The organism is Nocardia sp. SSK8 (assembly GCF_037034205.1).
Lineage (GTDB): Bacteria > Actinomycetota > Actinomycetes > Mycobacteriales > Mycobacteriaceae > Nocardia.
The window spans coordinates 94,817-113,599 of the sequence record NZ_JBAGKD010000006.1; the positions used below are offsets into that span (position 1 = coordinate 94,817).

Genomic DNA, 18,783 nt, shown 5'->3' on the forward strand with positions numbered 1-18,783 from the left:
CTGGGGGAGCGGCTGACCATGGTGGTCAGCGACAGCGTGACCATCGCCAAGCGCAATGTCATCAAGATCAAGCGCGTGCCCGACGTGCTGATCTTCACCACGCTCTCGCCGATCATGTTCGTGCTGCTGTTCGCCTACATCTTCGGCTCGGCGATCAAGGTGCCCGGCATGGAGGGCGGCTACCGCGAATTCCTCATCGCGGGCATCTTCGTGCAGACGGTGGTGTTCGGCGCCTCGTTCACCGGCGCGGGCCTGGCCGAGGACATGCAGAAGGGCATCATCGACCGCTTTCGCTCGCTGCCGATGGCGCCCTCGGCGGTGCTGGTCGGCCGCACGATCAGCGATGTGGTGATCAATATCGTGAGCCTGGTGGTGATGTCGCTGACCGGTCTGGTGGTCGGCTGGCGCATCCGCGGCTCGTTCCTCGACGCGGTGCTGGCGTATGTGCTGATGCTGCTGTTCGCCTACGCGCTGTCGTGGATGATGGCGGTGGTCGGGCTGTTGGTGCGGGCACCGGAGGTGTTCAACAACGCCAGCTTCATGGTGATCTTCCCGCTGACGTTCCTGTCCAACGCCTTCGTCCCGATCCAGGACCTGCCCGGTCCGCTGAAGGTGTTCGCCGAATGGAATCCCATGTCGGCGCTCACCCAGGCGGTCCGCGATCTGTTCGGCAACACCAGCCCGGTGGTGCCACCCTCGGACGCGTGGCCGATGCAGCATCCGGTGGTGACGTCGCTGGTGTGGATCGTGGTGATCCTGGTGGTGTTCGTACCGCTGGCGCAGCTGCAGTACAAGAAGTCGGTGAGCCGCTGACGGCTCAGTGCGCGCCGGTCTCCACCCCGGGGGCCGGCGCGGAGCCGTTGCGGGAGTAGCCGAGGCGCGGGGGTTCGGCGGCGGGCTCGGGGAGCTGGGGGCGCTTGCTGCGGGCGAACCAGGCCAGCGCGCCCGCGCCGGCGATCGCGAGCGAGGCGATGAGCGGGTTACGAAGCTTCATGCGACCACTGTACGAGACGCTCCCGCGCGGGTTCCCGGTCTCGCGCCGTCCCGGTGGCACCATAACTGCGTGACCTCACCCAACCAGACGGCCGTGGCGACGCTGCACACCGACCACGGTGACATCAAGATCGCGCTCTTCGGTAATCACGCGCCGAACACGGTGCGCAACTTCCTCGCCCTGGTCGATGGCACCGCCCCGTACACCACCAGCAACGCGGGGGGCACGGAATCGGGTCCGTTCTACGACGGTGCCGTCTTCCACCGGGTGATCCCGGGATTCATGATCCAGGGCGGCGATCCCACCGGTAGCGGGCGCGGTGGGCCCGGCTACGAATTCGACGACGAGTTCCATCCCGAACTGAGTTTCGATCGCGGCTATCTGCTGGCCATGGCCAACGGCGGGCCAGGGACCAACGGCTCGCAGTTCTTCATCACGGTCGCCCCGCAGCCGCATCTGAACAGCAAGAACACCATCTTCGGCGAGCTGGTCGATGAGGATTCGCGCAAGGTCGTCGACGCGATCGGCTCGGTGAAAACCGACCGCAACGACCGCCCGGAAGACCCAGTGATCATCTCCGGCATCACTATCGACTGAGGCCCGAACGAAGAACTCCCCGTCGCGTGAACGCGGCGGGGAGTTCTTTGCTTCACGTGAAACCTTTGCGCTCAGTCGCTCACCGAGGCGAAGCCGTTGACGACGAGGGCGTCGTACACATCGTGGGGGTTGGTGCCCAGGTCCCAGCGGCCGAAGATCAGCAGGCGCTCGGTGTCGTTGTGCTGGACGTCGACCTCGAGCATGGCGCTCTTGCGGCCGAGGCGGCGGTAGGAGACCATCCGGATCCGGTCGATGCGGTCCAGTGGGTATTCCTGGGGGCCGGTGAGCGTGCCGACGACCAGGCGCGGGGCCGGGCCGGGGATCATGGTCAGCCGGGGGCGTTGCCGGACGCCGAGCACGGTCATGGCCAGCACCGCGAACGCGGCGAGGCCGACGAGCAGCCTGCTCGGCCCGTCGGAGGCGAGGATCGCCGCCACGACCAGCAGGATTCCACCGCCCGCGACGGCGAGCAGACCGCCCAGCGGCGTGGTCCACGACGTGCTGGCGGCGGGCTGGCCTGTGCTCACGCGGCGTGTCTCCCCATTACTCCTCGAGTTGTCCACAGCTTCATCCACAGGTGTGCATGAATTACACAGGTGTAATCCGCAGCCTGGGGACCGCTCAGCGCCATCGCATGGTCATGATCAGGCCGACCACCATCAGGCCGAAACCGATCAGGAAGTTCCAGGCGCCGAGGTCGTACATCCAGCCGATGTGCTCCTGCGCCAGGTAGTAGATGATGAGCCACGCCAGGCCGGCGAGCATGAAGCCAAGCATGATCGCGACGTACCAGACCGGCGACGGACCCACGGCTTTCACCTTGACCGGCGTGCGGCTGGCGGGGCTCGGGGTGTAATCGGCCTTCTTGCGGACCTTGGACTTGGGCATGACGTCCTCGAATTCGGCGTATAAGTAACCTCTAGGCTATCCCACCAGGTAATGGATGCGACGACCTACGGGGTCGGCACGTACCCTCGACGCATGCGTGTATTGGTCGTCGACAACTACGACAGCTTCGTATTCAACCTGGTGCAGTACCTCGGCCAGCTTGGGGCCGAGGCCGTGGTCTGGCGCAACGACGACCCGCGCCTGGCCGATCTGGACACCCTGCTCACCCGCGGTGACGAGGGCGGCGCCTTCGACGGCGTACTCGTGAGCCCCGGCCCCGGCAGCCCCGACCGCGCGGGCGCGAGCATCCCGCTGGTCCACGCCGCCGCGAAGCACAACACGCCACTGCTCGGCGTGTGCCTGGGGCATCAGGCCATCGGCGAGGCGTTCGGCGGCACCGTCGACCGGGCACCGGAACTGCTGCACGGCAAGACCAGCTCGGTATACCACCTGGGCTCCGGCGTGCTGGCCGGGCTGCCCGACCCTTTCACCGCCACCCGCTACCACTCGCTGACCGTGCTCCCGGAGACCATGCCCGAGGAACTCGAGGTGGTCGGCCACACCGAGAGCGGCATCGTGATGGCCATGCGCCACCGCACCCTGCCGATTCACGGCGTGCAGTTCCACCCGGAGTCCGTGCTCACCCAGGGCGGGCACCGGATGCTGGCCAACTGGCTCGAGGTGTGCGGCGAGCGGCCGTCCGAGGCACTGGTCTCGGCACTTGAGGCGGAGGTCGCGGCGCTGGTCACGACGTAGCGGCCGCCTCGATTCTGGACTGACAGAGAGAAGGAGCGCAGCGACTGAACGGCGGAGGGAAGAATCGAGGCCCACAGGGCCGCGGAGTGCGGCGCCAGCCGCTGATGACACAGTGAGTAAGCCGTGGGTGTTGTTGTCGGTGGCGGCAAGCCTCGACGGCTACATCGATGATGCGAGCGCCCAACGGCTACTGCTGTCCAACAGCGCCGATTTCGACCGGGTCGACCAGGTGCGGGCCGAATCGGACGCGATCCTGGTCGGTGCCAAGACCCTGCGCGCCGACAATCCCCGCCTGCTGGTGAACAGCGCCGAGCGGCGGGCCGAGCGGGTCGCGGCGGGCAAGCCGGAGTATCCGGTGAAGGTGACCGTCACCGAGTCCGGCGATCTCGATCCCGAACTCCGGTTCTGGCACACCGGCGGCGCGAAGCTGGTCTACACCGGCGCGGCGGGCGCGGCCCGGCTCGGTGACCGGCTGGCCGGGCTGGCCGAGGTGATCCCGCTCGGCGGGCGGCTCGCCCTGCCCGCCCTGCTCGACGACCTCGCCGCGCGCGGCATCCACCGGCTCATGGTCGAGGGCGGCACCGGGATGCATACCGGCTTCCTCGCCGCCGACCTCGTCGACGAGATCCGCCTGGCCGTCGCCCCGATCCTGGTCGGTGACCCGGCGGCCCCGCGCTTCGTCGGCCCCGCCCGGTTCCCCGGTGGTGCACAGCGCAGGCTGCGGCTGGCGGGTGTGGAACAACTTGGGGATGTCGCTGTGCTGAACTACCTGGTCGGCCCTGGGGAAAACGCCGTCGACTAACCGGTTCTGTGGGTGAATTACCAGGGTTCACCTGCGGATATAGCGGTATTCACACGTTGTCGGCCAGATCTCTGCACACCTGAACATGACAGAATCCACATCTGCCGATAGCTGTGGATAACTTCGACCAGCAGGGGATTCGGATGAGCGACGAGGACACCGACCACCGCTTCATGCACAGGGCCATCGAGCTCGCGCGGCGGTGCCCGCCCAGCTCGACGGCCTATTCGGTGGGCGCGGTCATCGTCGCCGACGGGGTGGAGATCGCCTGGGGATACTCGCGCGAGACCGACGAGAAGGTGCACGCCGAGGAATCGGCGCTCAACAAGCTCGACGCCGACGACCCCCGTCTGACCAGGGCGACCATCTACAGCACCCTCGAACCGTGCTCCACCCGCGCCACCGCGACCCGCCTGCCGTGCACCGACCGCATCCTGGCCGCGGGCATCCCCACCGTGGTGATCGCCTGGCGCGAGCCCAGCCTGTTCGTCGCCGCCTGCGAGGGTGTGGATAAATTGCGCGAGCACGGCGTGCGGGTGGTGGAGTTGACCGACCTGGCCGCCGAGGCCAGGTCGATGAACTCCCATCTGGATCTGCGCTGAGGTTCTGGATCTGCGCTGTGGTCAGGGCCGCCCGTAGATGGCCGTCACGAACTCGCCGAGCTGGTTGTCGTCGAGGTGGCGGGCCAGATCGGCCTCGCTGATCATGCCGACCAGCCGCTTGTTCTCGATCACCGGCATCCGCTTGACCCGGTGCCCTTCCATCTGATCGAGCACCTCTTCCACATCCGCGTCCGCGCTGACCCAGCGCGGCGTCGACTCACACAGTTCGGCCGCGGTCGTGGTCTCGGGGGACAGGCCGAGCGCGACGCACTTCACCACGATGTCGCGATCGGTGATGATGCCGCACATGCGCTCGTTGTCGTCGGCGACGACCAGCGAGCCCACGCCGAGATCGGCCATCGCCGCCGCGGCGGTTGCCACGGTGTCGCCGCGGGTGATCCACTGCGCGCCCGGCTTCATGATGTCCCTGGCCATGGTCATGGGGCTACCTCCTCTGTCAGCGTTGCTGGGTGGGATGAGCAGCCTCATTCTGCGCCGGTCGCGGCCCGGCAGACAGGTTCTCCACGCAATCGAGACCTCCCGCACTAGCGCGGGTCGGTGATGTAATGCGGGAGTCCCGACCTCAGTCGATGATCACCGCGTACCGGAAGTACCAGCCGTCCCGACCCGCGATCTGGTAGCACTCGGTCGTTGGGTTCCGTCCGTTCGAGTTGAGATTTGCCGCAGCAGTCTGACAGGCGGCCTCTGTCGGCCAAGGCCCGTTGAGGCTGTCATAGTCGGTCATGTCAGCGGATGCGAACCCCTGGCCACCGATTGCCAGCATCGCAAAAGCCGCGCCGGTGGTGAATGCCTTGCGGTACATGTTCCTCCCCCATTCAGTTGCTTGCCGCCGCAGTCTACGGGCGAGAAGTGTTCTGATTCAAGAGGATTCGAACGCCGCTATCGGCCACCGAGGGTCTCGGCGATCGTGATCGCGATCGTATCGGTAATTCTCGCTGTCGATCCCGCGCGCGGGGACTGGCTGACCGTTTTCCCGTTCTGGGAGCCGTCCAGGGTGAGAATCTTCACGACATTGAGCTGACCGGTCCATCCTAGGGCTTTGAGCGTGGACTGGGCTTCGGTCGCCGTCTGTCCGGTCAGGTCCGGAATCGTGATGGTGTCACCTGCCGAGACCTGCACCGTCACCATGGAGCCCTTGTCTGCGGACGTTCCGGCGGGCGGATCGGTGCTCACTACCGTGCCTTTCGGCTGAGTGCTCGGAATCTCGACGACCTCGATCTTGAAGCCCGCGGTCTTGGTCAGGTTCGGTTCTGCGGCACTGATCAGCTGACCGACTACATACGGAACCGGGACCTGCTCGGGACCGCTGCCGATGATCAGCGTGATCGGCAGATCGATGCTCACCCAGGTGCCCACCCGCGGTTCGGTCTCGATCACCTTGTCGGTCTCGGCGATGCTGGAGGCTTTGCGCTGGATCTGCGGGTCGATGCTCAGGCCGATCGCGTTGAGCGACTGCTCGGCGCGCTCCTGGGTCATGCCCTCTAGCTTGGGGACCTGCACCTGCGCGGGGCCGGTGGAGATCTGCAGGGTGACGGTGCTGCCCTCGTCGATGCGCGAACCGCCCAGCGGCTGGGTCGCGATGACATTGCCGGGGATCACCCGGCTGTCGGGCTTGTCCTCGGTGGCCACGTGGAAACCGGCCTTGACCAGCGCGGACTGCGCCTGCTGCTTGGACTGCCCGGATACATCGGGCACGGCGATCTGGTCGGGCTTGCTGCCCGGCCCGACCAGCACCCAGAACAGCCCGAACGCCACCGCCAGCGCGGCGGCCACGCCGAGCGCGATCAGCCCGGTGCGGTTGCGGCCCTCGGCGGGCGGGGCGATGGCGGCCTGCTCGGAGGTGTCGTCACGCCGGTCCCGGAAACCGCGCGGGGCGGGCTCGTCGTCGTAATCCATGATGGTGGTGCGATCTTCGTCGTTCATCACCATCGGCGCGCTCGGCTTCTGCCCGCCGAGCACCCGGATCAGATCGGCGCGCATCTCCGCGGCGGTCTGGTAGCGGTTGGCCGGGTTCTTGGCCATCGCCTTGAGGATCACCGAATCCAGTTCGCGCGGCACGCCGGGATTCACCGACGACGGCAGCGGCGGATCCTCCTTGACGTGCTGATACGCCACCGCGACCGGGGAGTCGCCGGTGAACGGCGGCTGCCCGGTGAGGATCTCGAAGAGCACGCAGCCCACCGAGTACACATCCGAGCGCGCGTCCACTGTCTCGCCGCGCGCCTGCTCGGGCGAGAGGTACTGCGCGGTGCCGATCACCGCGGCGGTCTGGGTCATCGGGTTGGAGCTGTCGGCGATCGCGCGGGCGATACCGAAGTCCATCACCTTCACCGCACCGGCGCGGTTGATCATGATGTTGGCGGGCTTCATATCGCGGTGCACGATCCCGGCCTTATGGCTGAAATCGAGCGCGGCGCACACGTCGGCCACGATCTCCATCGCCTTGCGCGGCGCGAGCGGGCCCTTGCCGCGCACGATGTCGCGCAGGGTGTCGCCCTCGACGTACTCCATCACGATGTAGGGCAGCGGGCCGCCGTCGACGGTGGCCTCGCCGGTGTCGTAGACGGCCACGATCGCCGGGTGGTTCAGCGCGGCCGCGTTCTGCGCCTCGCGCTTGAAGCGCAGGTAGAACGTGGGGTCGCGGGCCAGGTCGGCGCGCAGCACCTTGATCGCGACATCGCGGGACAGCCGCACGTCACGAGCCTTGTGCACCTCCGACATGCCACCGAATCCGATGATCTCGCCCAGCTCGTACCGCGAGGAGAGATTCTTCGGGGTGGTCATGGCTGTCCTATGTTCGGGCCCACGACGTTGTCGTCGTCCGGGAAGGGCAAGTCGAAGGTGGGCAGGCGGGGCGGCCGACGGGTGGTGGTGAGGTCGGAGGCGGGCTCGGTGGTCGTGGTCGGCGCTTGCGAGGTGGTGGTTTTGGGAGTGGTGGTCGTCGGCTTGGGTTTGGTGGTCGTCGTCGGTTCCGGGGTGGTCGTCGTCGGTTCCGGTGTCGTCGTGGTCGGTTCCGGGGTGGTCGTCGTCGGTTCCGGCGGCGCGGTGGTGGTCGGCGCCTCCGACGGCGGGATGATCACCTGCGGAGCCGACGTGGTGGTCGCGGGCGGGGGCAGCGGCTGGGTGGTCTGCACTGTCGGGGTGGTACTGCCCCGGTTGGGTTCGCCGCCGAACAGCAACCACAACACACCGCCGCCGAGCAGCAGCGCGCCGATACCGAGCGCGATCAGCCACTTCTGGTTGTTGCGACGGTCGTGCGTGGGCGCGGCCGCCGCCGCGGCGGCACCCGCGGCCTGGGTCGGCGGGCCGCCGTAACCACCGGCGGGCTGGTTGCCGAAACGCATGGTGGCGCCGTCGTAGTCGGCACCGGTCGCGGGGATGGCCATGGTGGGGCCGGGCGGCAGCACCCGGGTCGCGCCGGTCATCGGCTGCGCGGCACCCGAGGGCGGCGGCGGCATGTGCCCGGCGCGCACGGCGGCCACCGCGTCGGCGAACTCGCCGCCGCTGCTGTAGCGCTGCGCGGGGTCCTTGGCCATGGTGATGGCGATGAGCTCGTGCACGTTCGACGGCAGGTCGGCGGGCATCGGCGGCGGGGCGTCGCGCACGTGCTTCATCGCGACGGTGATCGCGCCCTCACCGGTGAACGGGCGCATCCCGGCCAGCGCCTCGTAGCCGACGATGCCGAGGGAGTAGACGTCGCTGGCCGCGGTGGCGTCCTCGCCGACGGCCTGCTCCGGCGCGATGTACTGCGCGGTGCCCATCACCATGCCGGTCTTGGTCACCGGCGAGGCGTCGACCGCCTTGGCGATGCCGAAGTCGGTGATCTTCACCTGGCCGGTCGGGGTGACGAGGATATTGCCCGGCTTCACGTCACGGTGCACCACGCCCGCGGCGTGGGCCACCTCGAGCGCGCGACCGGTCTGCTCGAGCATGTCCAGACCCTGGACCACCGAGAGCCTGCCCATCCGGTTGAGCACCGCGTTGAGCGGCTCGCCCTGGACCAGCTCCATCACCAGGTAGGCGGTCTCGCCGCCGGAGGGGTCGGTGGTCTCGCCGTAGTCGTAGATGCCCGCGATGCCGGAGTGGTTGAGCTGCGCGGTGGTGCGCGCCTCGGTCCGGAATCGCTGACGGAACGTCGGGTCGGCCGAGAACTCGGTCTTGAGGACCTTGACCGCCACCCGGCGGTCGAGCCGGGTGTCCATCGCTTCCCACACCTGACCCATGCCGCCGGTGGCGATGAGCCGTTGCAGGCGGTAGCGGTCAGCGATCATGGCGCCGTTGTTCAGCATCGGGGCCCCCGTGTTGTCACTCGCACACTCATTTCGTTCAGCCCCCTGCCAGGCCCGCGTCCAGTACCGACCTGGCGATCGGAGCGGCCACCGAGCCGCCGGTCGCCGCCAGTGCCCGGTCGCCGCCGTTCTCGACGATCACCGCGATGGCGATCTTCGGGTTCTGCGCGGGCGCGAAGGCCATGTACCAGGCGTGTGGCGGGGTGTTACGGGGATTGCTGCCGTGTTCGGCCGTACCGGTCTTGGACGCGATCTGGTACGCCGAGCGGCCACCGCCCGCGGTATTGCTCTCCGAGGCGATCATCAGGTCTTTCAGGGTCGACGCTACCGGCCCGGTCACCGCTTGTCCGACCGAGACCGGTTCGGTCTTGCTCAGCTCGGACAGATCAGGGGCCTGGGTGGAATCGACCAGATACGGCTGCATCCGGGTGCCGCCGTTGGCGATGGTCGCCGCGATCACCGCGACGTCGAGCGGGGTCACCGCGACATCGCGCTGGCCGATGCTGGACTGGCCAAGCGCGGCGTTGTCGGGGATCGAGCCGACGGTCGACTCGGCGACCGGGATCGGCACCCCGCGGTGCGGGCCGATGCCGAAGGCGGCGGCCTCGTCCTTGAGCTTGGACGCGCCGACCTTCACCCCCAGCTCCACGAACGCGGTGTTGCACGAGCGCCGGAACGCCTCGTAGAGGCTGGCGGTCGGCTGGTCGCCGCAGGTGCTGCCGTTGTAGTTCTCCAGCGTGGTGCTGGTGCCGGGCAGGGTGATGTTGGGCGCGGCGGTGAACTGGTCGTTCGGCCCGGCCACCCCGTTGGACAGCGCGGCCGCGGTGACCACGGTCTTGAACGTCGAGCCCGGCGGGTAGGTCTGCGAGACCGCGCGATTGAGCATCGGCTGGGTCTCGTCGGTGCTCAGCTGCTCCCAGGCCGCCCGGCCCGCCGCGCCGTCGTGGCCGGAGAGCTGGTTGGGGTCGTAGCTGGGGGTGGACACCATGGTCAGGATCTTGCCGGTGCTCGGCTCGATCGCGACGACCGCGCCGGTGTAGCCCTTGGAGGTCATCTGCTCGTAGGCGACCTGCTGCATCAGCGGATTCAGCGTGGTCAGCACATTGGCGCCGCGCGGGTCGCGCCCGGAGAACATGTCGATCAGGCGGGTGCCGAACAGGCTCGAGTCGTTGCCCGAGAGCAGCGGGTCCTCGGCCAGCTCGAGCCCGGTCTTGCCGTACTGCATCGAGTAGAAGCCGGTGACCGGCGCGTACGCCTCGGGCAGCGAGGGGTACTGGCGCAGATACTTGTACCGGTCGTCGGTGGCGACCGAGCTGGCCAGCACGGTGCCGCCCGCGGAGATCTGGCCGCGCTGGCGCGAGTACTCGTCGAGCAGCACCCGCGAGTTACGCGGATCGCTGCGCAGATCGTCGGCCTTGACCACCTGCAGGTAGGTGGCGTTGACCAGCAACGCGACCACCATCACCATCACGGCGACGGCGACCCGGCGAAGCGGAGTGTTCATTCGCTGGCCCTGCCTTCCCGTCGGAACATCTCAGTGGCCGCGTCGGCGATCGGGGCGGGCGCGCGCTTACGGGCGGGCGCCGGTGCGCGCGCGGCGTCGGAGATCTTGATCAGCAGCGCGAGCAGCGCGTAGTTGGCCAGCAGCGACGAACCGCCGTAGGAGATGAAGGGCGTGGTCAGGCCGGTCAGCGGGATCAGCTTGGTGACGCCGCCGACCACCACGAAGATCTGGATCGCGATCGTGAACGACAGGCCAGCCGCCAGCAGCTTGCCGAAGCTGTCGCGCACGGCCAGCGCGGTGCGCAGGCCGCGCACGATGAAGATCAGGAACAGCATCAGCACCGCGGTCAGGCCGATCAGCCCGAGCTCCTCGCCGATGGTGGTGACGATGAAGTCGGTCTTGGCGAAGGGCACCTGCTGCGGACGCCCACTGCCCAGCCCGGTCCCGGCCAGCCCGCCGGTCGCGAAGCCGAACATCGACTGCGAGATCTGGTAGCCGGTGTTGTGGTAGTCGTCGAACGGGTGCAGCCAGGTGTCCACGCGCACCCGCACGTGCCCGAACAGCTGGTAGGCGAACACGAAGCCCAGCGCCAGCAGGCCGCCGCCGATGATCAGCCAGCCCACCCGCTCGGTGGCGATGTAGATCATCACCAGCACCGTGCCGAAGATCAGCAGCGAGGTGCCCAGGTCCTTCTCCAGCACCAGCACGCCGATGCAGACGACCCACACGATGAGCACCGGGCCCATATCGCGCGGGCGCGGGAACTCCATGCCGAGGAAGTGCTTGCCCGCCGCGGTGAACAGGTCACGCTTGGCCACCAGCACCCCGGCGAAGAACACGATCAGCAGGATCTTGGCGAATTCGCCCGGCTGCACACTGAATCCGGGCAGCCGGATCCAGATCTTGGCGCCGTTGACCTCGGAGAACCGGCTCGGCAGCAAGGCCGGGATGGCCAGCGCGATCAGCCCGACCAGGCCCAGGGTGTAGGTGTAGCGCGCCAGCGTGCGGTAATCACGCAACACGATCAGCAGGCTGATGAACACCACGATGCCCAGACCGGTCCACATGATCTGCTGGTTGGCGTCGGGGGAGGGGATCGGGCTCGAGTCGTAGATCGCCTTCTCGGCGTCGGCCAGGTCGAGGCGGTGGATCAGCACCAGGCCGAGACCGTTGAGCAGCGCCACGATCGGCAGCAGCAGCGGGTCGGCGAAGGGCGCGAACCGGCGCACCGCCAGATGGGCGATGCCGAACAGGGCGAGAAAGGCCAGGCCGTACTTGGCGATATCCCAGGTGACCGACTGCTCCTGGCTCGCCTCCACGATGAACAGCGACACCGTCGTGATTCCCGCGGCACCCGCCAGCAACAGCAACTCCTGGTTGCGTCGCGTCGACGGGGGCGGCGCTGGCGCGAATCCGCCAGGGGGGCTGGGGAACGCCCCAGCCGACGGCGGTGCCGGTGCGGACATCAGTCCGTCACCCGGCAGTTCTCCCCTGAGATCTGCGGTGTCGTCGGCGGGGCAGGGGTGGTGGTGGTCGGCGGCGGCGGAGTGGTGGTGGTCGGCGTCGCGGGCTGATCGGGACCGGGGGTGGGCGTGCCCGGCGTCACCGGGGGCACCTCGGGCGGCAGCACACCGGGCTGCGGCACCGATTCCTTCTTCGGGCACGGCGGCAGCAGTTCCTTGGCGGCCAGCACCTTCATGCTGTCGCGCGCCTTGTCCAGCGAGTCCGGCGGCAGGCCCTTCTGCACCTGATCGCGACCGGTCTGCTTGAGATCGCTGACCATGAGCTTCTTGCAGCCCGCGGGCGGGGTGGCGCCCGCGTCGACGAGGGTGAGCTCGCCCTTGCTGTTGACGCAGCCGGTGAGCTCCACATCGTGGATCGAGTAGCCCAGAATCGAGCCGGGCAGCCCGCGCATCACCACGACCTGGTCGTGATCGGCGCCCACGTAGTAGTTGCTGCGAATCATCTTGTAGCCCACCACGAGACCGACCGCGACCGCGGCGATCAGCGCCACCGACAGCAGCAGCCAGCGCAGCTTGTGCGACTTGGTCTCCGGCGGCGGGGGCGCGGCGGCGGCGCGCCGCGGCTGGGCGCGCGGCGGGCGCATGGCGGCGGCCCGGCCCGCGGCGGTGTTGGGCGGCGGGGTGTCCTCTTCCTCCTCGGTGGAGGCGGCACCCGCGACGATCGGATGACTCTGGCCGTAGTCGAGATCGATCACGTCGGCGACCACGACGGTGACGTTGTCGGGCCCGCCGCTGCGCAGCGCCAGCTCGATCAGCCGGTCGGCGCACTCGTCGGTATTGCCCTCGCGCATGGTGTTGCCGATGGTCTCGTCGCTCACCACGTCCGAAAGGCCGTCGGAGCACAGCAGATACCGGTCACCGGCGCGCGCCTCGCGCATGATCAGCGTCGGCTCGATCTCGTTGCCGGTGAGGGCGCGCATGATCAGCGAACGCTGCGGATGGGTGTGCGCCTGCTCGGGGGTGATCCGGCCCTCGTCGACCAGCGACTGCACGAAGGTGTCGTCGCGGGTGATCTGGGTGAGTTCGCCGTCGCGCAGCATGTAGGCGCGCGAATCGCCGATGTGCACCATGCCGAGCTTGCCGCCCGCGAACAGGATGGCGGTGAGCGTGGTGCCCATGCCGTCGAGTTCGGGCTCGGCCTCGACGTGATCGGCGATGGCGGCGTTGCCGGAACGGGTGGCGCGATCGAGCTTGCCGAGGATGTCCTGGCCGGGCTCGTCGTCGTCTAGGTGCGCCAGCGCGGCGATCATCAACTGGGAGGCGACTTCACCGGCGGCGTGTCCGCCCATCCCGTCGGCCAGGGCCAGCAGGCGCGCGCCCGCGTAGACCGAATCCTCGTTGTTGCCCCGGACGAGTCCGCGGTCGCTTCGCGCTGTATAGCGCAGAACAAGTGTCACGATCGCAGCTCGATCACTGTTTTGCCGACTCGCACCGGAGTGCCGAGCGGAACACGGACGGCGGTGGTGACTTTCGCGCGGTCGAGATACGTGCCATTGGTGGAACCGAGGTCCTCCACGTACCAGTCGTCACCACGCTGAGACAGTCGCGCGTGCCTGGTCGAGGCGTAGTCGTCGGTGAGTACCAGCGTCGAATCGTCGGCGCGTCCGATCAGGACCGGTTGCGTGCCGAGGGTGATCCGTGTGCCGGCGAGTGAACCATGAGTCACCACTAGATACTTGGCGCCCTTCTGGCCTCGGCTGAAGGAGGGCAGTCCCATGGACCCGCGTGCGCCGCGAGTGGCCCTGGGCTGTATCCGTATGCCGGATGCCGCGTAGATATCGCTGCGCAAGGTCCGCAGAACGGCCCAGACGAACAACCAGAGCAGCAGCAGGAACCCCGCGCGGGTCAATTGCAGGATCAATCCCTGCACGGCGTTCCACCTCCTGTTCGCCCGGGTACGTCGGTACGGCAGGTGCGGGGCGAACCACCCCCACCGGCGTGCTGGCTTGCGGGCCCCGAGGTCGGGGCCGTGCGTGTGATGGCAGCATCATAGAGCCGACACCGTCGACTCGTGACCTGCACCGCGCAGCTTACGGGATCAGACGATCCGGATCAGGATCTCGGAATGTCCGGCCCGGATGACGTCGCCGTCGGCGAGCTGCCAATCCTGTACCGGCGAGCCGTTGACCAGCGTGCCATTGGTGGAACCGAGGTCCGACAGCATCGCGGTCTGGCCGTCCCAGCGCACCTCGATGTGGCGCCGCGACACACCGGTGTCGGGCAGCCGGAAGTGCGCGTCCTGGCCGCGGCCGATGATGTTGGAACCCTCGCGCAGCTGGTAGGTGCGGCCGCTGCCGTCGTCGAGCTGGAGGGTCGCCGAGTAGCTGGACTGGGCGGGCGCGCCGTAGCCAGCGCCGCCTGCCTGCTGGCCGTACCCGCCCTGCTGCTGGCCGTAGCCCGCCTGCTGGCCGTAGCCGCCCTGCTCCTCCTGGCCGTAGCCCTGATCGGCATAGCCCTGCTGCTGGCCGCCGCCGTAGCCGCCCTGCTGGTCGTAGCCCGGTTCGGCGTAGGCCTGCTGGCCGTAGCCCGCCTGCTGACCGTAGCCACCCTGCTGACCGTAGCCACCCTGCTGGTCGTAGCCGCCCTGCTGGCCGTAACCGCCCTGCTGCTGGTCGTAGCCCTGGTCGGAGTACGCCTGCTGGCCGTAGCCACCTTGCTGGTCGTAGCCGCCTTGCTGGCCGTACCCGCCCTGCTCGTCGTAACCCGGTTCGGCGTAGCCCTGCTGGCCGCCGCCGTAGCCGCCCTGCTGGCTGTAGGCCTGCTGGCCGTATCCGCCCTGCTGGTCGTAGCCGCCTTGCTGGCCGTAGCCACCCTGCTGGCCGTACCCGCCCTGGTCGTAGCCGTTCTGGTACTCGCCACCCTGCTGGCCGTACGCGGCGTCGCCGTAGCCCTGCTGGGCGTCGGGCGCGCTGTACCCGCCCTGCTGACCGTATTCGTCGGGGTAGGCGCCCCCTGGAGCTGCCCCACGGCCTGCGGGCGGCGGCGCGTACCCGCGATTGCGTGGATCGGACTCCGCGGGCTCTCGGCTCGGCTCGTAGCCTGAGTTGTGCGTCATGGGGCCAGCTCCTGGTTGCGGGTGTGCGGGTCGTTGTGGCTGTCCGGGGCGAGGTGGGGCCGTCCCACGACCGGCGTCGGGGTCGACGTGGCCGCTCGCTCTGAACTGTCCGGTGTGCAGCGTAGGTGATGCCTCGAACGCCACGTGTACTTCGCCGTAGGTCTGCCAGCCCTGCTCGCGGATGTAATCCTGCAGATGTTTGGCGAACGCCTTGGTCGTGAGGTCGTGATCGGCGTCGAGCTTGCCGTGATCGGAGGCGTTGATGGTGATCACATAATTGTTGGGCGCGAGCTGATGCCCGCCGCCCAGATCCTGGATGTGATCAGCGGCTTCGCGCTGCAGCGCGGCCTCCACCTCCTGGGGCACGACGCTGCCGCCGAACACCCGCGCGAACACATCACCGACGGCGCCCTGCAGGCGACGTTCGAATCTCGACACGATGCCCATCACAGCCCTCCCTTCGGTGCGCGTGCCCAGCCGGTGGACACGCTGGTTACGGCGTGTCCGGACGCGACCACGTTCCTTGCATGATATCCACGATCCTCCAACCCTGTAACTCCCGGCGAACCGCCCCGGTTCCCGGGCCGTGTGCGCTCACAACGCCGCAGGTCAGCGGCGCGATTTTATTTTTGCCCACCGGGCATGTTAAGTTTTTCGAGTCGCTCGGGCGAGTGGCGGAATGGCAGACGCGCTGGCTTCAGGTGCCAGTGTCCGTAAGGACGTGGGGGTTCAAGTCCCCCTTCGCCCACAAAGGGCTGTTTGCGATACCGGCCTGATCAGGTTTGCGAAACCTGATCGCTGGTGCAGTGAGTAGCTGGAGAGATTGCAGAAGACCCGATCCGCATGATGTGGATCGGGTCTTTTGGTATTTCCTGTGACGTCGGCGACGGTCGGTGCGGTTCGTTTCGTGAGTTGGGCGTGTTGACGCCGCAGCCGGTTGCGAACGGCTGATGGGGTCAGCGGCGTGGTCCTGCTGAGGGTCCGATTGCGGGTGGGGCGTTCTGGGGTGGCAGGTGGGTAGTCAAGCTGCTCGGGTGTCTCCGCTGATCACGGCGAGTGATCGGGCGTTCGGGCCGTTGGTTGATGGCTCGCTGTTGGTGCAAGAATGTGCGTATCTTGCGGATGTTGGCCGCGGTGGTGGTGAGAGCGACGGCGAGCAGTTGGGCGGTGTAGCCGCGGATGCGTCGGCGGCCGGGTTCGGCGAGGTTGCCATAGGCGGGGTCTTTGACGAACCCGTTGAATCCTTCGATGGTGTTGCGGGCGGTGGCGTAGCGGCCGCGCCAGGCGGGGGTGCCGTACTGCAGGGTCTGACCGTACTTGGCGCCGTCCTCGGGTCCGAAAGTCACCGACTCGCGGTTGGTGCAGATTTTCGGTGGCATCGGTGGTGGTTGCAGGACGGTCGGCATGTCGAGGTTGATTGTGCCCCTGGGCTTTATCGGGCATACCACAGTCGGCGATGGTCCGGCGGCTGGGCAGCGCATCGGACGGTATCCGTCGCTGTCGGCGCTGGCTTTCGGAGTGAGCAGGTAGTTGCTGCGGCGGGTGATGCGTTGGGTGTAAGTGTCGTGGTCGATGTGTTTGTCGCGGTACTCGGCGGTGGCCTCGATGAGTCCGCGGGGCATCGCTGGGCAGTACCAGTTGCCTTCGACTTGGATCGCACCGTGGCGTGAGGTCATGACGCCGAGCTGGTCTCGCCGGTAGTCGAAGACCAGTTCGTAGCCGAGTGATCGTGCTGGTAGCTGTAGTTTTTCGGGTTTGGAGTTCGGGAAGTAGGCGCGATCAGCGACGAGGAAGCGGCGCGGCATCGCCCGATCCCGTAGTGATGCCAGGCAGGCGGTGGCGTTCTCGGCTACGCGTTGGCCTGGAGAGTCGAGGGTGACCGCGACGGCGAGCAGTGGATAGTCGGGTCGCTGTCCGGGTTCATCGGCGGCCATGATCGCGAAGGTCGCCTCGAAGGCCCAGATCGTTTTCGAGTCGCGGCCGCCGGAGCGGTCTCGGTGATCGCCCTCGCGGGTGTACCAGCCGGCGTCGATATCGGGGCTGCATCCGGCACCGGGGTCATCAGCGGTGCGTGCCGGTGTGCCGCGTTTGCCCCACACCGGGATCGGGGTCGCGTCGATGCAGATATCACCAGCCCAGCTGTGGCGATGCGTTTCGGGAACCATCAGGTATGTGGCGTGCAGGAGCCGGTTGGCCACCCATGCGCACCGGCGCTGCTTCTCCCCGCACACGTCGGGGTCGCGGGCTGCTCGGATGGCTTGGATCTGGGTCGAAGTCAGTCTGCGTCCTGGTGTGCCGGGGGCGGGGTCGATCACCTCGAGGAGCCTGTGGAAGGCCCGCCAGAGCACGAAGTAGAGCCGATCCCGGTGCGCGCCGCTCCCGCCGTTTCGCTGCGGATCGACACCGAGTAGCCGCCGGGACTTGGTGTTGAGCCGCGATCGTAGGACCTCTGTTGCTCGCGAGATCAGCAGTGGTTCTTCTGCCGATGCCAGCAACAGCAGCACGACGAGCACGACGCGGTCGCGATCAGGAATAACCGGTGGCCGCCCTCCTGGGGAGCGTTGTGCGGGCTGGTCGAGTTCGCGCCACTGGGCCAATTGCTGCACGAGCCCCGACGCATCGATGATCTCCACAGCCTCGACAACCGATTTCGTGGGGAATATCGGTCGAGGGCAATAGTTTTCGCCGGAGTACGCGGGTATCAGCAGCAACCTCGCCATGCGGTCAGCCAGTTCGGCTTCCTCATGGTTAGGGATGTGCTGGGCGTGATCCGGCGTGTGCCGGCGGGTCACCGATGAGACCGACTGCCGCGCAGCATCTCTCGTACTCGAGCACTGTCCACAGCGGCGAAGTGCGCGGTGTAGCGGGTCAGGCCCTGAACGGTGTCCACCCCGGAGGCGGCCATCAGTGCCGACAGGGGAACCGCCGCGCTGAGGTGCCCGACAATCCACGTTGTGCGCATCCGGTAGCTGTTGGGTCCAGGCTCCTGCCCAGGGCGTCGCGCGAATCCCGTGATCAGGTTCTTGGACCGTCGACGGTGCGGGAGGAACGCGGGCGACTCCGGGGACAGCTCCTGCCCGACGAGGTCGATCAACGGTTGCTCCCAGACCGCCAGGACCGGCACCACTCTCGGGCGCTCACCGCGCACCCTGATCAGCACGCCGCAGTTGTCGACGGTGAGGTCTGCGACGAGGGTGCTAGCGATCTCCGCTCCGGTCAGACCCGCGCCCAGACCGAGCGACATCAGTACTCGTGCGTTGACCCGGCGCAGCGCGCTGGGCTGCCCGTACCCCCAGGCGACCAGTGACGCGATTTCGGCAACCGAGTAGGGGGCTGCCGGGTCGACGCGTCCAGGCCCGTCGACACGCCGCACAGCGTGCTGCGGCAGTAGACGGTCAGCGCAGATCGAGAGCAGTCGCCGGAGATTGGCGACCGAGCGCGGTTTGAGGTCGGGGCATCCGTTGGCGAGAAACTCGGCGACGGTCGCTGGATGGAACACGAGGCTGCGTTCGAGGTCGAGACCGGCGGTGCGCCAACACCACCGCACGAAGCGCGTGCACGCCCACAGCAGGTCCCGGGTCGCGGTGGTGCCGGCCGGTGCGCAATCTCGTACAGCCGTGCGGACGAAGCTGCCGATGACAGACCATTCCCGCTCGGGAATGTCGGGAATGTAGCTGTCCACCAACTCTTCTCGCGCCTCACTGCCGCCAACCTTGTCGCTTTCTAGCGACAGTAGCGGGTTCGGTGTGCGG

19 protein-coding genes and 1 tRNA gene are annotated in these 18,783 nt (G+C 67.9%); 6 read left to right on the forward strand and 14 right to left on the reverse strand.

Features of this window, described 5'->3' with window-relative positions; translation table 11 throughout:
- Positions 1–18 precede the first annotated feature (18 nt).
- Positions 19–813: an ABC transporter permease gene (locus tag WA675_RS13575; protein ID WP_336084950.1), complete on the forward strand. Its 795-nt coding sequence runs from the start codon at positions 19–21 to the stop codon at positions 811–813.
- 4 nt (positions 814–817) lie between these two features.
- On the opposite strand, the gene WA675_RS13580 is transcribed toward WA675_RS13575, so the two are convergent.
- Positions 818–994, reverse strand: coding sequence for a hypothetical protein (locus tag WA675_RS13580; RefSeq protein ID WP_336084617.1), 177 nt, complete (start codon positions 992–994; stop codon positions 818–820).
- Positions 995–1,063: 69 nt separating this feature from the next.
- Between WA675_RS13580 and WA675_RS13585 the strand changes: the two genes are divergently transcribed.
- Positions 1,064–1,591 carry a peptidylprolyl isomerase gene (locus tag WA675_RS13585; RefSeq protein WP_336084618.1) on the forward strand — a complete coding sequence of 176 codons (528 nt, stop codon included), beginning with the start codon at positions 1,064–1,066 and terminating at the stop codon, positions 1,589–1,591.
- A gap of 71 nt (positions 1,592–1,662) precedes the next feature.
- On the opposite strand, the gene WA675_RS13590 is transcribed toward WA675_RS13585, so the two are convergent.
- Both WA675_RS13590 and crgA read right to left on the reverse strand, forming a co-directional pair.
- On the reverse strand, positions 1,663–2,118 hold the full coding sequence (locus WA675_RS13590; protein ID WP_336084619.1) for a PH domain-containing protein: 456 nt from the start codon (positions 2,116–2,118) through the stop codon (positions 1,663–1,665).
- A gap of 94 nt (positions 2,119–2,212) precedes the next feature.
- Positions 2,213–2,479, reverse strand: coding sequence for a cell division protein CrgA (gene crgA, locus WA675_RS13595; RefSeq protein WP_336084620.1), 267 nt, complete (start codon positions 2,477–2,479; stop codon positions 2,213–2,215).
- A gap of 93 nt (positions 2,480–2,572) precedes the next feature.
- Here crgA and WA675_RS13600 point away from each other — a divergent pair, with 93 nt between their 5' ends.
- The 3 genes from WA675_RS13600 to WA675_RS13610 all read left to right on the forward strand — a co-directional run bounded on the left by WA675_RS13600 (position 2,573) and on the right by WA675_RS13610 (position 4,639).
- Positions 2,573–3,235 carry an aminodeoxychorismate/anthranilate synthase component II gene (locus tag WA675_RS13600; protein WP_336084621.1) on the forward strand — a complete coding sequence of 221 codons (663 nt, stop codon included), beginning with the start codon at positions 2,573–2,575 and terminating at the stop codon, positions 3,233–3,235.
- 112 nt (positions 3,236–3,347) lie between these two features.
- Positions 3,348–4,037 carry a RibD family protein gene (locus WA675_RS13605; protein ID WP_336084622.1) on the forward strand — a complete coding sequence of 230 codons (690 nt, stop codon included), beginning with the start codon at positions 3,348–3,350 and terminating at the stop codon, positions 4,035–4,037.
- A gap of 143 nt (positions 4,038–4,180) precedes the next feature.
- Positions 4,181–4,639 carry a deaminase gene (locus tag WA675_RS13610; RefSeq protein WP_336084624.1) on the forward strand — a complete coding sequence of 153 codons (459 nt, stop codon included), beginning with the start codon at positions 4,181–4,183 and terminating at the stop codon, positions 4,637–4,639.
- Between the two features lie 21 nt (positions 4,640–4,660).
- Here WA675_RS13610 and WA675_RS13615 read toward each other — a convergent pair whose 3' ends face one another.
- The 9 genes from WA675_RS13615 to WA675_RS13655 form a co-directional block, all read right to left on the reverse strand.
- Complete coding sequence (locus WA675_RS13615; RefSeq protein ID WP_278260902.1) at positions 4,661–5,080, reverse strand: CBS domain-containing protein; 420 nt, start codon at positions 5,078–5,080, stop codon at positions 4,661–4,663.
- A gap of 142 nt (positions 5,081–5,222) precedes the next feature.
- Positions 5,223–5,462, reverse strand: coding sequence for a hypothetical protein (locus tag WA675_RS13620; RefSeq protein WP_336084625.1), 240 nt, complete (start codon positions 5,460–5,462; stop codon positions 5,223–5,225).
- A 77-nt stretch (positions 5,463–5,539) separates the two neighbouring features.
- Positions 5,540–7,444, reverse strand: coding sequence for a Stk1 family PASTA domain-containing Ser/Thr kinase (gene pknB, locus WA675_RS13625; protein ID WP_336084626.1), 1,905 nt, complete (start codon positions 7,442–7,444; stop codon positions 5,540–5,542).
- Positions 7,441–8,949 (reverse strand): protein kinase domain-containing protein, encoded by a 1,509-nt coding sequence (locus WA675_RS13630; protein ID WP_336084627.1) that lies wholly within the window; start codon positions 8,947–8,949, stop codon positions 7,441–7,443. The genes pknB and WA675_RS13630 overlap by 4 nt, the downstream gene beginning before the upstream one ends.
- A gap of 37 nt (positions 8,950–8,986) precedes the next feature.
- Positions 8,987–10,453, reverse strand: coding sequence for a peptidoglycan D,D-transpeptidase FtsI family protein (locus WA675_RS13635; RefSeq protein WP_336084628.1), 1,467 nt, complete (start codon positions 10,451–10,453; stop codon positions 8,987–8,989).
- Positions 10,450–11,919 carry an FtsW/RodA/SpoVE family cell cycle protein gene (locus tag WA675_RS13640; protein ID WP_336084630.1) on the reverse strand — a complete coding sequence of 490 codons (1,470 nt, stop codon included), beginning with the start codon at positions 11,917–11,919 and terminating at the stop codon, positions 10,450–10,452. Before WA675_RS13640 ends, WA675_RS13635 begins: the two co-directional genes overlap by 4 nt.
- Entirely contained in the window at positions 11,919–13,373 is a 1,455-nt protein-coding gene (locus WA675_RS13645; protein ID WP_336084632.1) for a PP2C family protein-serine/threonine phosphatase, read from the reverse strand. Before WA675_RS13645 ends, WA675_RS13640 begins: the two co-directional genes overlap by 1 nt.
- On the reverse strand, positions 13,370–13,846 hold the full coding sequence (locus tag WA675_RS13650; RefSeq protein ID WP_278260896.1) for an FHA domain-containing protein FhaB/FipA: 477 nt from the start codon (positions 13,844–13,846) through the stop codon (positions 13,370–13,372). The genes WA675_RS13645 and WA675_RS13650 overlap by 4 nt, the downstream gene beginning before the upstream one ends.
- Before the next feature lie 168 nt (positions 13,847–14,014).
- Positions 14,015–15,478, reverse strand: coding sequence for a DUF3662 and FHA domain-containing protein (locus tag WA675_RS13655; protein ID WP_336084635.1), 1,464 nt, complete (start codon positions 15,476–15,478; stop codon positions 14,015–14,017).
- Between the two features lie 218 nt (positions 15,479–15,696).
- Between WA675_RS13655 and WA675_RS13660 the strand changes: the two genes are divergently transcribed.
- A tRNA-Leu gene (locus WA675_RS13660) sits at positions 15,697–15,779 on the forward strand.
- 208 nt (positions 15,780–15,987) lie between these two features.
- On the opposite strand, the gene WA675_RS13665 is transcribed toward WA675_RS13660, so the two are convergent.
- Positions 15,988–17,823, reverse strand: coding sequence for a hypothetical protein (locus tag WA675_RS13665; RefSeq protein ID WP_336084636.1), 1,836 nt, complete (start codon positions 17,821–17,823; stop codon positions 15,988–15,990).
- Positions 17,820–18,713, reverse strand: coding sequence for a hypothetical protein (locus WA675_RS13670; protein WP_336084637.1), 894 nt, complete (start codon positions 18,711–18,713; stop codon positions 17,820–17,822). Before WA675_RS13670 ends, WA675_RS13665 begins: the two co-directional genes overlap by 4 nt.
- Positions 18,714–18,783 lie beyond the last annotated feature (70 nt).

What these genes read in the sequence shown, in the direction of transcription:
- WA675_RS13620 (WP_336084625.1), bottom strand. Translation starts at nt 5,462, where the DNA reads ATGTACCGCAAGGCATTCACCACCGGCGCGGCTTTTGCGATGCTGGCA.
- WA675_RS13640 (WP_336084630.1), bottom strand. Translation starts at nt 11,919, where the DNA reads ATGTCCGCACCGGCACCGCCGTCGGCTGGGGCGTTCCCCAGCCCCCCT.
- WA675_RS13580 (WP_336084617.1), bottom strand. Translation starts at nt 994, where the DNA reads ATGAAGCTTCGTAACCCGCTCATCGCCTCGCTCGCGATCGCCGGCGCG.
- crgA (WP_336084620.1), bottom strand. Translation starts at nt 2,479, where the DNA reads ATGCCCAAGTCCAAGGTCCGCAAGAAGGCCGATTACACCCCGAGCCCC.
- WA675_RS13610 (WP_336084624.1), top strand. Translation starts at nt 4,181, where the DNA reads ATGAGCGACGAGGACACCGACCACCGCTTCATGCACAGGGCCATCGAG.
- WA675_RS13655 (WP_336084635.1), bottom strand. Translation starts at nt 15,478, where the DNA reads ATGGGCATCGTGTCGAGATTCGAACGTCGCCTGCAGGGCGCCGTCGGT.
- pknB (WP_336084626.1), bottom strand. Translation starts at nt 7,444, where the DNA reads ATGACCACCCCGAAGAATCTCTCCTCGCGGTACGAGCTGGGCGAGATC.
- WA675_RS13635 (WP_336084628.1), bottom strand. Translation starts at nt 10,453, where the DNA reads ATGAACACTCCGCTTCGCCGGGTCGCCGTCGCCGTGATGGTGATGGTG.
- WA675_RS13615 (WP_278260902.1), bottom strand. Translation starts at nt 5,080, where the DNA reads ATGACCATGGCCAGGGACATCATGAAGCCGGGCGCGCAGTGGATCACC.
- WA675_RS13600 (WP_336084621.1), top strand. Translation starts at nt 2,573, where the DNA reads ATGCGTGTATTGGTCGTCGACAACTACGACAGCTTCGTATTCAACCTG.
- WA675_RS13630 (WP_336084627.1), bottom strand. Translation starts at nt 8,949, where the DNA reads ATGCTGAACAACGGCGCCATGATCGCTGACCGCTACCGCCTGCAACGG.
- WA675_RS13575 (WP_336084950.1), top strand. Translation starts at nt 19, where the DNA reads ATGGTGGTCAGCGACAGCGTGACCATCGCCAAGCGCAATGTCATCAAG.